Source organism: Bradyrhizobium sp. SSBR45G (assembly GCF_030159255.1).
Lineage (GTDB): Bacteria > Pseudomonadota > Alphaproteobacteria > Rhizobiales > Xanthobacteraceae > Bradyrhizobium.
Genome location: NZ_BSCT01000023.1, coordinates 20,773 through 36,132, shown reverse-complemented (window position 1 = coordinate 36,132; position 15,360 = coordinate 20,773). Strand labels below are relative to the sequence as shown.

At 67.1% G+C, this 15,360-nt stretch carries 14 protein-coding genes; 6 read left to right on the top strand and 8 right to left on the bottom strand.

Annotated features, from left to right (window positions below; all coding sequences use genetic code 11):
- Positions 1 to 14 precede the first annotated feature (14 nt).
- The 6 genes from QQL87_RS23865 to QQL87_RS23840 all read right to left on the bottom strand — a co-directional run bounded on the left by QQL87_RS23865 (position 15) and on the right by QQL87_RS23840 (position 5,199).
- Positions 15 to 629 (bottom strand): RNA polymerase sigma factor, encoded by a 615-nt coding sequence (locus QQL87_RS23865; protein ID WP_284421181.1) that lies wholly within the window; start codon positions 627 to 629, stop codon positions 15 to 17.
- 159 nt (positions 630 to 788) lie between these two features.
- Complete coding sequence (locus QQL87_RS23860) at positions 789 to 1,439, bottom strand: ChrR family anti-sigma-E factor (RefSeq protein WP_284421180.1); 651 nt, start codon at positions 1,437 to 1,439, stop codon at positions 789 to 791.
- On the bottom strand, positions 1,436 to 1,981 hold the full coding sequence (locus QQL87_RS23855; protein WP_284421264.1) for a sigma-70 family RNA polymerase sigma factor: 546 nt from the start codon (positions 1,979 to 1,981) through the stop codon (positions 1,436 to 1,438). Before QQL87_RS23855 ends, QQL87_RS23860 begins: the two co-directional genes overlap by 4 nt.
- Before the next feature lie 205 nt (positions 1,982 to 2,186).
- A complete protein-coding gene (folE, locus tag QQL87_RS23850) occupies positions 2,187 to 2,807 on the bottom strand; it encodes a GTP cyclohydrolase I FolE (RefSeq protein WP_284421179.1) in 621 nt (206 codons plus the stop codon).
- 85 nt (positions 2,808 to 2,892) lie between these two features.
- Entirely contained in the window at positions 2,893 to 4,236 is a 1,344-nt protein-coding gene (gene aptA, locus QQL87_RS23845; protein ID WP_284421178.1) for an omega-aminotransferase AptA, read from the bottom strand.
- A gap of 39 nt (positions 4,237 to 4,275) precedes the next feature.
- Positions 4,276 to 5,199, bottom strand: a complete 924-nt coding sequence (locus QQL87_RS23840; protein WP_284421177.1) for a GntR family transcriptional regulator — start codon at positions 5,197 to 5,199, stop codon at positions 4,276 to 4,278.
- A 71-nt stretch (positions 5,200 to 5,270) separates the two neighbouring features.
- Here QQL87_RS23840 and QQL87_RS23835 point away from each other — a divergent pair, with 71 nt between their 5' ends.
- The 5 genes from QQL87_RS23835 to QQL87_RS23815 are packed head-to-tail and all read left to right on the top strand — an operon-like array spanning position 5,271 to position 11,362.
- Positions 5,271 to 6,431, top strand: coding sequence for a C45 family autoproteolytic acyltransferase/hydrolase (locus QQL87_RS23835; protein ID WP_284421176.1), 1,161 nt, complete (start codon positions 5,271 to 5,273; stop codon positions 6,429 to 6,431).
- Positions 6,428 to 7,993 (top strand): ABC transporter substrate-binding protein, encoded by a 1,566-nt coding sequence (locus QQL87_RS23830; RefSeq protein WP_284421175.1) that lies wholly within the window; start codon positions 6,428 to 6,430, stop codon positions 7,991 to 7,993. Before QQL87_RS23835 ends, QQL87_RS23830 begins: the two co-directional genes overlap by 4 nt.
- Positions 7,994 to 8,010: 17 nt before the next feature.
- Positions 8,011 to 8,955, top strand: coding sequence for an ABC transporter permease (locus tag QQL87_RS23825; protein WP_284421174.1), 945 nt, complete (start codon positions 8,011 to 8,013; stop codon positions 8,953 to 8,955).
- Positions 8,952 to 9,764 carry an ABC transporter permease gene (locus QQL87_RS23820; protein WP_284421173.1) on the top strand — a complete coding sequence of 271 codons (813 nt, stop codon included), beginning with the start codon at positions 8,952 to 8,954 and terminating at the stop codon, positions 9,762 to 9,764. The genes QQL87_RS23825 and QQL87_RS23820 overlap by 4 nt, the downstream gene beginning before the upstream one ends.
- A complete protein-coding gene (locus tag QQL87_RS23815; protein ID WP_284421172.1) occupies positions 9,761 to 11,362 on the top strand; it encodes a dipeptide ABC transporter ATP-binding protein in 1,602 nt (533 codons plus the stop codon). Before QQL87_RS23820 ends, QQL87_RS23815 begins: the two co-directional genes overlap by 4 nt.
- A 16-nt stretch (positions 11,363 to 11,378) precedes the next feature.
- Here the strand turns inward: QQL87_RS23815 and QQL87_RS23810 are convergent, their stop codons facing one another.
- On the bottom strand, positions 11,379 to 13,115 hold the full coding sequence (locus tag QQL87_RS23810) for a methyl-accepting chemotaxis protein (RefSeq protein ID WP_284421171.1): 1,737 nt from the start codon (positions 13,113 to 13,115) through the stop codon (positions 11,379 to 11,381).
- A gap of 133 nt (positions 13,116 to 13,248) precedes the next feature.
- The gene (locus tag QQL87_RS23805) at positions 13,249 to 13,497 is read right to left on the bottom strand and encodes a hypothetical protein (protein ID WP_284421170.1); all 249 of its coding nucleotides are present in this window, start codon (positions 13,495 to 13,497) and stop codon (positions 13,249 to 13,251) included.
- Between the two features lie 130 nt (positions 13,498 to 13,627).
- On the opposite strand from QQL87_RS23805, the gene QQL87_RS23800 reads away from it, so the two are divergent.
- Entirely contained in the window at positions 13,628 to 15,214 is a 1,587-nt protein-coding gene (locus tag QQL87_RS23800) for a B12-binding domain-containing radical SAM protein (RefSeq protein WP_284421168.1), read from the top strand.
- Positions 15,215 to 15,360 lie beyond the last annotated feature (146 nt).

The window sequence follows — 15,360 nt, the reverse complement described above, 5'->3', positions numbered from 1 at the left end:
CATCATTCTGCAGGTCAGGCCGCCGCGGCGGCGACGGCTCGGGCGTTTCCAAGGCAGTCCTTGCGCACCGCGATCAGGCTGCGATGCAGCCAGGTCTTGATGGTGCCCACCGGCACGCCGAACCGCTCCGACAACCGCGTCCGGCTTTCGCCCTCGAGATAAGCGAGCGCAAGCAGGCGCCGCCGCTCTTCCGGCAGACGCTCAAGCGCCTCGCGGGCGATTGGTTCCGCCTGGGCGTAGTCGAAGTCATCGCCCGTGTCGGCGGCGGTTGGATCCGCGATCGAGAGCGCCTCGTCGAGCTCCGAGGTCGGCACGCCGGTGGCGCGCAGTGCGTCGATCGCGGTGTTGCGCATGATCGTGCACATCCAGGTGATGGGGGAGGCGCGCGACGGATCGAAGCTCGCCGCGTGCCGCCAGATCTTCAGGTAACCGTCCTGCAGGATGTCGTCGAGGTCGGCCGTGGAGGGCAGCAAAGCGCGCACGGTCTTCCTCATTTTCACGATCGTTGCAGCATGGAGTTCGGCGAAGGCTTGCTCATCGCTGCGTCCGGCGCGAGCGAGCAAGCCGCTCAGATGCGCGACGTAACCCTTTCGATCCGCGCTCGTCTGATCCGCGCTTGCGGGTCGCATCTCTCTCCTCCATGCGCTTCCTGACAGGAAACGGGCCGGAGCGGGATGCGGATCACCGCCAGCATGCCGTCGTCGTTGCCGGCAGACAACTGGCGGATCATCCAGATCCAGAGCCTTCGCCTGGATCGCTTGACGTTGTTGGGACTGAAGAGCTTTGTCTCAGAGCCGGACGAACGGGCTGATGAGGCGGCCGAGCAGGCCATGCATCCGGAGGTCTCCGGTCATCGCCACGATGCACAGGCAAGGGCCGTCGTCGCCGACCACGGGACGATGGTCGACCTCGTCGTCGCCATAGTCGAAATCGCCAGGGCCGTAATAGCCGCCGAGATGGCTGAAGCTGCCCTTGAGCACGCAGGTCAGCTCGTTGCCGGAGTGGGTATGCTCCAGCATCCGCGCGCCCGGCTCGGAGCGCAGCAGGAAGGCGCGCGACTTTCCGGTGCCGGGGAGCTGGATCGGGCGCATGCTGATGCCCGGTGCCACGCGGCGGCGCCGGCCGATCTTGTAGCGCTTGACCATGTCGGGGAGATCGGCGAGCTCCGGATCGAGCTCGGCGATGGCGCTGACAACAGGCGCCGCCTGCGGGCGGCGGTCGATCCGTGCCATCACGGCATCGAACGCGTCGGCGCCCATCGCGACCGGCTCGGCGGCATCGAGTGAGGCGCCGGCGAGCTGCTCGATGGCGCGCACGAAGCGCCGGCACCGGGCGCAATCGGCGACATGAACCCCGACCACGAGCCGCTCGGCCTCGTCGAGGGCACCGGTCGCGAAGTCGGCCAGCAGATCTTCCGGCGGGTGATGGCTGATCGTCATGTCGCGTCGTCCAACAGGTCTCTCAGGCGGTTCATCGCCAGTCTGATTCGTGATTTTACCGTACCGAGCGGCAGTCCAAGCAAGGCTGCGATCTCCGAATGCGGTCGTTCCTCGATGAACGACAAGCGGATCACGGTGGATTGCTCCACCGACAATCTTTCGATCGCCGCGGCCACGCGTGTGGCATCTTCGACACGGGAAACGATCTGGTCGGCCGCGAGCGTCGGATCAGCCTCCTCGTCGAGGACGATCTCCTTGCTCACCCGCCCGTCGCGGATCGCCTTGCGCGCCGCGTCGATGCGCTGGTTGCGTGCGATGGTGAAGATCCAGGCCGCGGCGCCGGCCGTCGACGGGTCGAATTGACCGGCCTTGGTCCACACCGCCACCATGGTCGATTGCGAGATTTCCTCGGCGTCGTCGGCATTGCAGCCGGTCTTGATCAGGAAGCCTTTGATGCGGGGCGCAAAATGCTCGAACAGGGCCTTGAATGCCTCACGGTCGCCGCGCGCAGCGACGCGTCCGATCAATTCCGCCCAGTCCACAGTTGCCTTCGGCCCTCTGCCCGTATTTGTCCTGGCACGGGCACCGGATGCCCGCGCAACTCTGTGGCGGGACGATGCCACGTTCCACTGCGTTAATCTAGCCGCTCGAAGTCGCGTGGTCATGATCCTCGACACGGATGGTCCATCAGCTGAAACGCAAGGAGAGAACGGCTGGATCACAGTAGCGAACGATTTTTCGTGGCCCTCAGTCCTTCAGGTCCGAGTTGACCATCGCAAGGAACTCCTGCCGGCTCATCGGGTCATTGCGGAAGCAGCCGAGCATGCGGCTGGTGGTGAGGTCCACGCCATGCTTCTTGACGCCGCGCGAGCTGATGCAATGGTGGGCGGCCTTGATCACGACCGCCACGCCCTGCGGCTGCAGCACCTCGTCGATGATGTTGGCGATCTCCGCGGTCATCCGCTCCTGGATCTGTAGGCGGCTGGCATAGGCCTCGACGACCCGGGCAAGCTTGGAGATGCCGACCACGCGGCTGCGCGGCACGTAGCCGACCCAGGCGCGGCCGATGATCGGCGCCATGTGGTGCTCGCAATGGCTCTGGAACGGAATGTTCCGCAGCAGCACCATCTCGTCGTAGCCTGCGGTCTCCTCGAACGTCTTGCGGAGGTAGTCCTCGGGGTTCTGGTCGTAGCCGGCAAAGTAGCTCTTGTAGGCCCGGGCCACGCGGGCCGGCGTCTCCAGAAGGCCCTCGCGCGACGGATCTTCGCCGATCCAGGTCAGGATGGTCCGAATGGCGTCCTCGACGTCGTCCTGGGTCACGCCGACCGGGTCGCAGGCGAAGGGCAGTGTCTTGGCTGTGTTACGCACTGGGGGGCTCTCCGAAAGCAGGGAAACGGAACCCCGGGCGCCCTGGATCACCTCTCCGGCAAAATCGCCGACAGGTGAGGCTCCCTCAGCCGACCGCGTCGAGCGCCCGGCGGATCGTCCGGAAGATCGTCTCGACCTGCTCCTCGGTGACGATCAGGGGCGGCGATAGCACGAGCGTATCGCTGGAGCCGCGGATCAGCACCCCGTCGTCGAAGCAGCGGCTGGCGGCTTCGGCGCCACGCGTGCCGGGGGCGCCGTCGCGGGGCTTGAGGTCGATGGCCGCGAGCAGGCCGATGTTCCTGATGTCGATGACGTGGGGGGCCTGCCTCAAGGCGTGGGCCGCCTTTTCCCAGAGCGGCGCGATCCGCTGCGCCCGTCCGAACAGGTCCTGTTCGTTGTAGACGTCGAGTGCGGCAAGCGCCGCGGCGCAGGCAAGCGGGTGGGCCGAATAGGTGTAGCCGTGGAACAGCTCGATGCCCGGCGGCCCGCTCATCATCGCCGCGTGAATCCTGCGGTGGGCGATGACGCCCCCCATCGGCACGGCCCCGTTGGTCATGCCCTTGGCACAGGTGATGATGTCGGGCGTCACGCCAAAGGCGTTCGCGGCGAAGGCTGCGCCGATCCGGCCGAAGCCGGTGATGACCTCGTCGAAGATCAGGAGGATGCCGTAGCGATCGCAGATCTCGCGCAGCCGCTCGAGATAGCCGACCGGCGGCGGCAGCACGCCGCCCGAGCCGGTGACAGGCTCGATGATGACGGCGGCAACCGTTGCCGGGTCGTGCAGCGCCAGCAGCTTCTCGAGCTCATCGGCGAAGTGGACGCCCCAATGCGGCTGGCCGCGCGAGAACGCAGCGTGGTCGGGGTCGTGGGTGTGGGGCAGATGATCGATCTCGGGAAGCAGCGGACCGAAGTCGCGGCGGTGGCGTGAGAGGCCGCTGACCGACAGCCCGCCCCAGCCCATGCCGTGATAGGCGCGGGCGCGGCTGATGAAGCGGATGCGCTCGCCCTGGCCGTTGGCCCGATGATAGGCGCGGGCGATCTTCAGCGCGGTGTCGACCGATTCCGATCCGGAGTTGGTAAAGAAGACGTGGTCCAGCCCCTCGGGCGCGATCGCGGCGATGCGGGCGGCGAGCTCGAAAGCCGCCGGATGGCTCATCTGGAACGACGAGACGAAATCGAGCGTGGCGGCCTGCGCCTGGATCGCCTCGACGATGCGCGTCTGGCCATGGCCGGCGTTGACGCACCACAGCCCGGCCATCGCGTCGAGCACGCGGCTGCCATCGGACTTGACGTAGTGCATGCCTTCGGCGGCGACGAACAGGCGCGGGTTGCTCTTGAACTGACGGTTCGGCGTGAACGGCATCCAGAACGCGTCCATCTGCGCGTCGCTGAGCGTGGGAACGGCGGGGGTGACAGGTGCGGCGGTCATGAGGACACTCCGGAACGGATGAGAGAGTAGAGCGCGGGATCAGACGGATTTCGGACCGGCCCCCGGGGGCCGCCTGAGCGCAGCGGCGCTCTCGAGATGCCGCCGCAGCAGTTCGGCGGCGCGCTGCCGGTCGCCCCCCTCGATCTGATCGAGGATGGCGAGATGCTCGCGGCAGTTCACCACGACGCGCTCGTGCCCGAACGCCCAGTCGTAGTTCGCGAACCGGCGCAGCCGGTTCTGCTGCTGCACCGCGACCAGCAGGAAGCGGTTGCCGGACGCGGCCGCCAGGCCTTCATGGAATGCGGCATTCATCTCGAACAGCGCGATGCTGGCGGTCTCGTTCCAGGGCGTCTCCAGCATGGCCTGATGCCGCCGCCGCATGCCGGCCGTCCAGGCCGGATCGAGCCGGAAGCCGGGCTCGAGCAGGCCGGCGGGCTCGACCACCAGCCTGAAGCGGTAGCTCTCCGCGCGCGCCTCGGCGTCGGCGAGGCTGGGCGCGAAGCGCCAGCCGTGCCCCGGTTTGCGCTGGACCGCGGCGACCTCGGCCAGCCGCGCGAGCACCCGTTGCACCAGCGGGCGCGTGGCGCCGTAGCGCTGCATCAGGTCGCGTTCGGAGACGTCGAGCGGCAGCCGGCCGGTGCGGCGGTCGCGGGCGATCGCCAGGAACAGCTGTTCGGTCTGCTCCGGCGCCGGCCTGGCCGGCGTCTTTTGAGGAGGGGCTTCGTCGGCGACGAAATAGCCGCGCAGCGCGCCGCGCCGGATCAGCCGCTTGGCGGCGAGCAGCTTCAGCGCGGCGCGCACCGGCGTGCGCGAGACCTGCAGGCGCTCGGCCAGCACGACCTCGGCGAGGCGCGTGCCCGGCGCCGTCCCGTCGCTGCGGATCAGCTCCAGGATGTCGGCCGCAAGCTGCTGCTGCAGCCGGCTCGGCGCGGTCCGGGATGAGCTCGAAGATTTTTGTTTCATGTCATCACAAAATACATTAGGCTTCGGAGGAAGGCAAAGGGTAGTTGTGTGAAGGACGCTCTGCGACAGTGATGATCGAGCCGTTTCCCCTGATCGAAATCTCCGGCGCCCCCTATGCGCGTGGTGTTCAATATGGCCAGCAGGCGGTCCAGCGCATCCGCAAGGGCGCCACGCACTACCTGGCGCAGCTCAAGGATCTGTCGCTCGATGCCGCCGGCGTGGCGGCGCTGGTGCGCGACTATCTGCCAGTGATCGAGCAGTTCGAGCCTGACTATGTCGCGGAGATGCGCGGCATCGCGGCTGGCGCCGATGTCCCGTTCGAGGACGTCGTGCTGCTGAATGCGCGCACGGAGATCCTCAAATTGGCGCGGCCCGAGGTGCGAGCGCGGCTGAAGACGCCGGACGAGCCGGACGGCTGCACGGGCGTCGTCGTGCTTCCCGCGGCCACGGAAGACGGACGGCTTATTCATGCGCAGAACTGGGATTGGAAGCGTGAATGCGTCGAGACCGCCGTCGTCCTGCGGGTCCGGCGCGACGATGGGCCGGATCTCCTGACGTTCACCGAGGCCGGCGCGCTCGGCCGTTCCGGCTTCAACGCGATCGGTGTTGCGATCACCGCCAATTATCTCGAATCCGATCGCGACTATCGCGAGGCCGGCGTGCCGCTCGCCTTGATCCGTCGCAAGGTGCTGGAGAGCGAGCATGTCGCGCTGGCGATGCGCGCGGTCTATTGCACCAGGAAGTCTGCGGCCAACAACATGATCGTCAGCCATTGCGAGGGCGTGGCGATCGATTTCGAATGCGCGCCCGACGAGACCTTTCAGGTGCATCCGGAGCGGGGACTTCTCGTGCATGCCAATCACTTCGTCAGTCCGGTGGCGCTCGGCAAGCTCAAGGACACCGGCGTCGCCAACACGCCGTGCAGCCTCTATCGCGACATTCGCGTGCGCGATCTGCTGCAGCCGCACATCGGCGCCATCACCAAGGAGCGGGTGAAGGCGGCGCTGTTCGACAATTTTGCCGAGCCCTGGTCGGTATGCCGGCCGCCGCGGCGCAATCTCGGCAACAATCTCAGCGCCACGGTGGCGATGATCGTGATGGAGCCGGCCGAGGGCGTCATGGAGGTGGCGCCGCTGCCGGCGCTGAACACGGCGTTCACCACCTATCGCCTGGACATGTCTGCGGCTGCGACATCGGTGGCCGGGCGGCTCGCGACTGCGACGGTGTCATGATGGGACAGGGCCGGGGATCGCTTCGGCTGCTGGCCGGTCTCGCACTTGCGGCGCTGCTGGCCGATTCGGCCGGCGCCGAGACGCTGCTGCGCACGCGGCTGAACGCCGATATCCGGTCGACTGATCCCGGCACCAACCGTGATGCCAACACCGACGGCGTGATCGCCCATGTGGTCGAAGGCCTCGTTGCCTTTCGCGACGACACGTCGGTGGGCCCGATGCTGGCCGACAGCTGGGCGGTCTCGGACGACGGCAGGACCTATACGTTCAAGCTGCGCCAGGGCGTGAGATTCCACAACGGCGCGACGATGGCCGCAGGCGATGTGGTGTGGGCGCTGGAGCGCTGGCTCGACCCGGCCACGCAATGGCGCTGCCTCTCGGAGTTCGGCCCGAACGGCATCGCCCGGATCGAGAAGATCCTGGCCGTTGACGCCCAGACCGTCGCGGTCACGCTGGATCAGCCGACGGCGCTGTTCCTGCCGACCTTGGCGCGGCCCGACTGCGGCCAGGCCGCCATCCTTCACCGCGACTCCGTGGGGCCCGACGGCAAATGGATCGGCCCGGTCGGCACCGGTCCGTTCAAGCTCGGCGAATGGAAGCGCGGCCAATATGTCGATGTCGTCAGGTTCGACGGCTACACCGCGCGCACCGAGCCGCGCACGGGCTTGACCGGCGCCAAGTCCGCCGTGGTCGATCGCGTGCGCTTCAACGTCATTCCGGACAGTGCAGCCGCCAAGGCCGGCCTGCTCAGCGGTGCGCTCGACGTCATCATGAGCCTGTCGATCCCGGACATGGACGACCTGAAGGCTCGGCCGGAGGTGCAGCTCAGCATCACGCCGTCGCTCAGCATGACCGGGCTGCTGTTCCAAACGCGCGATTCCCTGCTGCAGGACGTGCGCATCCGCCGCGCCATCGCGCTGGCGCTCGATGCGCCGCAGATCGTGGATGTCGTGATGGAAGGGACGGCGCGGGCGAACAATTCGGCGCTGCCGATCGGCAGCCCGTTCCACGGCAGCGTGCAGGGGCAGGGCTACCAGCAGGATCTGGCCGAGGCGAAGAAGCTGCTCGCCGCCGCCGGCTATCGCGGCCAGCCGATCAAGCTGATCACCAACAAGCGCTACAGCTTCGTGTTCGACGCGGCCGTGCTGGTGCAGGAGATGGCGCGCGCCGCCGGCATCAATATCGAGCTCGAGGTGCTGGACTGGGCGGCGCAGCTCGATCGCTACAACCGCGGCGACTATCAGGCGATGGCCTTCATCTACTCGGCGCGGCTCGATCCGTCGCTGAGCTTCGAGATGCTGATGGGCCCGAAAGCGACCCAGCCGCGCAAGGTCTGGGACAATGCCGAGGCGCAGGAGATGCTGCGGCAGTCGATGCTGACGGCGGACCCCGTCAGGCGCCAGGCCCTGTTCGACGAGATGCACCGGCGCTTCATCGCCGACGCGCCGATGGTCGTGCTGTTCAACGGCTCGGAGCTCACGGCTCTGCGCAAGGCGGTGAAGGGCTATGCCGGTTGGCTCTATCCGCAGGCGCGGTTCTGGGGCGTGAGCCTGCAGCCCTAGTCCGGAGTTCGCGCTCGATGCTCGGTTACCTGCTGCGCCGCCTGGCCACGACGATCCCGACGCTGCTGATCGTCGCCGTTGCGGTGTTCCTGCTGGTGCGCCTGATCCCAGGCGACCCCGTGCAGGTGATGCTCGGCGATGCCGCCGATCCGGCACAGGTCGCGGTCCTGAAGCAGCAACTCGGCCTCGATCGTCCGCTTCCCATCCAGTTCCTGTATTGGCTCGAGCGGCTCGCGGTCGGCGATCTCGGCCACTCCATCACCAACGGCCTGCCGGTGCTGCCGCTGATCCTGGAGCGCTTCCAGGTCAGCGCCGTGATCGTGCTGGTCGCGGTTGCGATCGCAGCCTGCATCGCGGTGCCGGCCGGCCTCGTCGCGGCGTGGCGCCAGAACAGCGCGGTCGATCTCGTGATCGTCGGCGGCGCCACGCTGCTGCTGTCGATCCCGAGCTTCTGGCTCGGTCTGCTGCTGCTCCTGCTGTTCGGCCTCAAGCTGAAATGGCTGCCGGTGGTCGGCTATGTGCCGTTCTCGGAGAGCTTTGCCGGGGCTGCCCTGTTCATGGTGCTGCCGGTCGCCACGCTGGCGATGATCGAGGTCGGCGTGCTGACGCGGATGGCGCGGGCCGCCTCGATCGAGGTGCTCAGGCTCGAATACGTCACCCACGCGCGCGCCAAGGGTGTGCCGGAATGGCGCGTGCTGGCGCGGCACGTGCTGCCCAATGCGTTTGCGCCGACCTGGACCCTGATCGGGCTGGTGCTCGGCCATCTGCTCGGCGGCATCGCCGTCATCGAGACCGTGTTCACGTTGCCCGGTCTCGGCCGCCTGCTGGTCGATTCGATCTTCGCGCGGGACTATCCGGTGGTGCAGGGCTGCCTCTTGTTCACCGCGCTGATCTATGTGCTCGTCAACCTGATCGTCGATCTCTGCTATCCGCTGTTCGATCCGCGGGTGGCCGTCGCATGAGCGTGCGTGCCAACAGCTTGATCGGCGGCGTTCTGATCGCACTGCTCGGCGGCACGGCGCTGGCCGCGTCGGTGTGGACGCCGTTCGATCCGCTGCGCACCAATCTGCGCGCCCGGCTGCAGCCGCCGTCGGCGCAGCACTGGTTCGGCACCGACGAGTTCGGCCGCGACGTGCTGAGCCGGATCATGGCGGGCGCCTCGACAAGCGTCCTGGTCGCGCTGGCGACGGTGGTACTCGCGGTTGCGGTCGGCATGCTGGTCGGCAGCATCAGCGGCTATTGGCGCGGCTGGACCGATCGCCTGATCATGGCCGTCAACGATGCGCTGCTGGCGTTTCCCGGCATCCTGCTGGCGCTCGGGGTGATGATCGTGATCGGCGCCAGCAGCTTCGGCATCGTGCTGGCGCTGGCGCTCGCCTACATGCCCTCGGTGGCGCGCGTCGTGCGTGGCTCCGTGCTGTCGCTGCGCGAGAAGGAGTACATCGAGGCCTCGCGCGTGCTCGGCAATTCCGAGCTCTATTCATTGCTGCGGCATGTGCTTCCGAACGCGATCGCGCCGGTGGCCGTGCTCGCCACCAGCATGTTCGGCTGGGTGCTGCTCGCCGAGAGCGCGCTGAGCTTCCTCGGTCTCGGCGTGCCGCCGCCGGCGCCGACCTGGGGCAACATGCTGGCAGCGAGCCGGCCCTACATGGAGAATGCCGCCTGGCTCAGCATCGCGCCGGGCCTGTGCATCGCGCTGACGCTGCTCGGCATCAATCTGCTCGGCGATTCCTTGCGCGATCGCCTCGACCCGCGGATGGCGCAGCGATGACGGCGCCGTTGCTGCAGATCGAAGGCCTGGGAATTGCGACCACGGCCGGCGCTTCGATCCTCGACGATGTCTCGTTCGCGATCGGACGCGGCGAGTTTGTCGCCGTGGTCGGGGAATCCGGCAGCGGCAAGACCGCAGCCGCGCGCGCCGTGCTCGGCCTGCTGCCTGCCGGGCTGGTGCGCCGCCGCGGCCGCATCTTGCTCGACGGGGAGGACCTGACGGCGGCGCCGCCGCGCCGGCTGCGCGCCCTGCGCGGTCCCGCGATGGGCATGGTGTTCCAGGAGCCGATGGTGTCGCTCAATCCGGCGCTCACCGTCGGCGCCCAGATGACGGAAGGCCTGGTCCTGCATCAGCGCCTCGGGCGCGACGCGGCGCGCCGCCGCAGCCTCGACATGCTGGCGCGGGTGCAGATCCGCGATCCTGCCAGGACCTTCGAAGCCTATCCGCACGAATTCTCCGGTGGGATGCGCCAGCGCATTATGCTGGCCTCGGTGATGCTGTTGCGGCCGAAGCTTCTGATCGCGGACGAGCCGACGACGGCGCTCGATACGCTGACGCAACGCGAGGTGCTGGACCTGATGGTCGCGCTGGCGCGCGATCACGGCACCGCCGTCATGCTGATCACCCACAATCTCGGGCTGGTCGCACGCTACGCGCAGCGCGGCGTCGTGCTGTGCCGCGGACGGCTGGTCGAAACCGGCACGGCGCAGCAGATCCTGACGGCGCCACGCGAGGCCTATACGCGCGACCTGGTCGAAGCGCTGCCGCGCCGCGCGCCGGCGCGCCGCAGCGCTGGCGCCGGCGATATCGTGATGGCGGTCCGCGGGATGAAGGTGGCGTTTGCCGGCCGACAGCGGCTGTTCCGCCGCGATCCCGGATTGATGGCGGTGAAGGGCGTCGATCTGACAATCCGCGCCGGCGAGACCGTCGCGGTGGTCGGCGGCAGCGGTTCGGGCAAGACCACCCTCGGCCGCGCGATGCTGCGGCTGTTGCCGCTTGCGGCCGGCGAGGTCCGCTTCCTCGGCCGCGACGTGACCGCGGCGGCCGACCAGGACTTCCGCCTCGCCGCGCAGCTCGTGTTCCAGGACCCGTATTCCTCGCTCGATCCGCGCATGCGCATCGGCGACATCGTGGCCGAGCCGCTCCGTCACACCACGCTGTCGGCCGTGGAACGGACGGACCGCGTCGCCGCGATGCTGGACGAGGTCGGGCTGTCGGGCCTGGCGCGGCGCTTTCCGCACGAATTGTCCGGCGGGCAGCGCCAGCGGGTCGCGATCGCCCGGGCAATCATCCGTCGCCCGGCCTTCGTCGTCGCCGACGAGCCGGTGTCGGCCTTGGACATGACGATCCAGGCGCAGGTCCTGAAGCTGTTCGAGCGGCTGCAGGCGCAGTACGGTTTTGCCTGTCTGTTCATCAGCCACGATCTCGCTGCCGTCGAGCAGATCGCCGACCGGGTCGTGGTGATGCAGGGCGGAGAGATCGTGGAGCAGGGCAGCCGGGACGAGGTGTTCGACCGGCCGCAGCACGACTACACCAAGGCGCTGCTCGCGGCAGCGCCGATCATCGCCTTCTCCGGCCAGGCCGGCGTCCCCGCCTGACAGCAGCTGTCGGCGGTCAGCCGGCCTTGCGCAGCCGGGTTTCGGCCGCGGGACCCGCGCGCAGGTTCTGGAAGAACCGCTCGACCTCATGGGCCAGGGTCTGCGCCGTCGAATTCAGGTCGCCGGAGGCCGACAGCACGGAGGCGGCGGCCGTCGAGGTCTCGCCGATCGCGTCGCGCAGCGAGCCGATGTTCATGACCAGCGTCTGGTTGCCATGGGCGGTCGACTGCGCATTGGCGGAGATTTCGCGGGTCGCCTGATCCTGCTGCTGGATGGCGTTGGAGATGTTCGACGTGATCTCGTTGATGCCGCGCACGGCCTGGCCGATCTCGCGGACCGCATCGACCGCGGTCTTGGTCGAGGCCTGGATCAGGCCGACATTCTCGCTGATCTCCTCGGTGGCCTTGGCGGTCTGTCCGGCCAGCGCCTTGACCTCGTGGGCGACGACGGCAAAGCCGCGGCCGGCCTCGCCGGCTCGCGCCGCCTCGATGGTCGCGTTCAGCGCCAGCAGATTGGTCTGCTCGGCAATGGTCTGGATCAGCGTCAGCACGCCGTCGATGCGCTGGGTGGCGGCGGCGAGGCCCTCGATCTCGGTGATCGACTTCTCGGTGCGATAACCGGTCTGCTCGACGGCGCCGGCCGATTGGTGGATCTGGCGGCCGATCTCCTCGACCGAGGCGGACAGCTCCTCGGCGGCGCTGGCGACGGCCGAGACGTTGGTCGAGGCCTGCGAGGTGGCGCCGGCTGCCGTGACGGCGCGCTCGTTGGCGTCGGCGGTCAGCCGCGTGATGGTCTCGGCGGTGTTGCGCATCGCTGCGGCGTTTTCGGTGACGGTACGCATCACGCTGCCGATAGCGGTGCGGAACTCCTCCACGGCGGCCTCGATGTGGCGCGCGCGGGCCTCGCGGATCTCTGAATCCTGCGACACCTGGACGTTGAGGTCGCGGTTGTGCGCCATGGCCTGCTGGAACACGCCGATGGCGCGGGCGAGCTCGCCGACCTCGTCGGCGCGGGCGGCATGCGGTACCTCGACGTTCTCGGTGCCGGTCGCGACCTGGCGGATGGTCTCGGTGATCTGCGACAGCGGGCGTGCGATCGAGCGGGCGATGATGACGACGCCGGCCACGACCAGCAGCAGCATCACGCCGCCAAGCATCGTCAGGACGAACGAAAGCTTCTTGTTCAGCTCGGTATCCTCGCCAATCTTCCTGGCGCGCTCGAGATAGACCTTGGACAGCTCGTCGAGGTCCTTGTTCAAGGCGGAGCGGACCGCGCGGTTGGCGTCATTGTCGCCCCATTCGCGCCCTGCAGCGGAATTGATCTCGATGGCGCGGCGCACCAGCTCCTTGCGAAACTCCACGAACTGCTCGATGCGCTTCTTGAAGGTCGCGAACTGCTGGGCGTCGTCGGCCTGCACGATGCCCTGCCACTTGTCCACGACCTTGAGGATCTCGGCATTGAACTTCAGCAGCCCGTCGCCGTAGCGCTTCACGACTGCCGGATCAGTCGACATGTAGACGCCGCGCGACTCCATCACGACGGCGTAGACGAGGCCGTTGACGAGCTGCACGTTGAGGGCTGCGAGGTTTGCCGTCTCGATCGCCTTGGTGAGGTCCGTCGCCCGCCGCGAGTTGTAGTCCGACAGCCAGGTGATCGCAGCGGTCAGAAGGGCAAACAGCGCGAAGATCGCGTAGAGCTTCACCGCGATGGACTGCCGTGTGGCCGTTTTCGTCGACGTCGGACGTGAGGTCATGGGGTGGAATACCGAGGGGTTTGGCAACGACGCTGAACGCTCGTTCGTTAATAGTTATGCAAAAGCTTCATGGAGAAAGCGTTAAGTGAGCACAGTCCATACGATGCAACCACCGCGCACTTCGCCTGTTCTTTCAATTAATTAGCTGCTGATCCGGCGCGTCGATGGAACCCGGCGATATCCGCTTGACTACGGATGCTGCGGGCGGCCTGCTCCTTTGCAATTGCATTGCAACTGGTTTGCGCTGGCTCTGACGGTTTTGCCGCGGCAGCAGAGATCGAAAGCGGGTGTGATCGACGCCGCAGCGGACTGGAACCTTGGCCGCGCCGCTCGCATTGGCGCGCATTCGGGCGTGCGCCACGGCGGTCCGATCTTCCAGCATGCGCCGACACCGCGCCTGCATGGTGAAGTGCAGAGGACGTGACGGCAACTCAACTTTTCAGGAAGGGGGTGGCGAAGCTGTCACTCTCGCCGTAAGGTAACAGGATAGCAGTTTGTTGCGAGGACAGTCGATGAGATTCGAAGGCATCGAAACGATACGCCGCATCCTTTGTGTGTTTCCACGCTACACATCCTCGTTCGGAACCTTCGAATATGCCTATCCGCTCACGGACGGTATCCAGGCCTTCATGCCGCCGCAGGGGCTGCTGCTGATCGCAGCCTACCTGCCGAGCTCCTGGCAGGTGCGTTTCATCGATGAGAACATCCGTCCCGCGCGCGCGGAGGACTTCGCCTGGGCGGAGGCCGTGTTCGTCAGCGGCATGCATATCCAGCGGCAGCAGATGAACGACATCTGCCAGCGCGCGCACGAGTTCGATCTGCCGGTGGCGCTCGGCGGGCCGTCGGTCAGCGCGTGTCCGGACAATTATCCGAGCTTCGACTATCTCCATCTCGGTGAGCTCGGCGATGCCACCGATGCGCTGATCGAGCGGCTTGCCCGAGATGTGTCGCGCCCCGCGAGCCAGGTCGTGCTGCGCACGGCGGAGCGCGTCGCGATGACGGATTTCCCCGTGCCGGCCTATGAGCTGGCGGAGGTCAGCAAGTATTTCCTCGGCAGCATCCAATATTCCAGCGGCTGTCCCTATCAGTGCGAGTTCTGCGACATTCCGGGTCTCTATGGCCGTAACCCGCGCATCAAGACGCCGCAGCAGATCATCGCCGAGCTCGACAAGCTCCGGGAATGCGGCGTCACCGGCTCGGTCTATTTCGTCGACGACAATTTCATCGGCAACCGCAAGGCGGCGTTGGACCTGCTGCCGCATCTGATCGAATGGCAGAAGCGCACCGGCTATGTGATGCGGCTCGCCTGCGAGGCGACGCTCAACATCGCCAAGCGGCCCGAGATCCTGGAGAAGATGCGCGAGGCCTATTTCATCACCATCTTCTGCGGCATCGAGACGCCGGATCCGGATGCGCTGACGGCGATGCAGAAGGACCATAACATGATGGTGCCGATCCTCGAGGGGATCAGAACCATCAACAGCTACGGCATGGAGGTCGTCTCCGGCATCATCATGGGCCTCGACACCGACACGCCGCAGACCGCGGATGCGCTGCTGCAGTTCGTCGAGGAGAGCCGGATCCCGCTCTTGACGATCAATCTGCTGCAGGCCCTGCCGAAGACGCCGTTGTGGGATCGGCTGGAGCGCGAGGGCAGGCTGGTCAACGACGACAGCCGTGATTCCAACGTCAAGTTCCTGATGCCCTATGACGAGGTGGTGTCGGCGTGGCGCCGCTGCATGGAGGTGGCCTACGAGCCGGAGCGGCTGTTCGCGCGCTACAAGCATCAATGCGACGATACCTATGCCAACCGTATCAAGGTGCCGGTCAGCGATGAGATGAAGAGCTGGCCCAACATCAGGCGCGGCCTCGTGATGATGGGCAAGATCTTCTGGAAGGTGGGCGTGCTCGGCGACTACAAGCGGCCGTTCTGGCGCTTCGCCTGGAGCCAGCTGAAGCGCGGCGAGATCGAGAACTTCATCGCGGTCACGATGATCGCGCATCACCTCATCATGTTCGCGCGCGCCGCCTCCCACGGCCATCAGAACGCGTCGAACTACTCGATCCGTCTGCGCGAGGCGGCCGCTCCGGCGACCTGACGGATCGGCGCCGGCCTGTGTCGGCGCGCCGCACGGAGCAGGAGGGATCGCGGTCTCCGGCAGGGTCGCGATGCATGAGCGAATCAGGGATTCCCGAGCGGGGCGAGGCGCCCGCGAGCTCTTTTCAAGCAGGACAGAATCGTGGC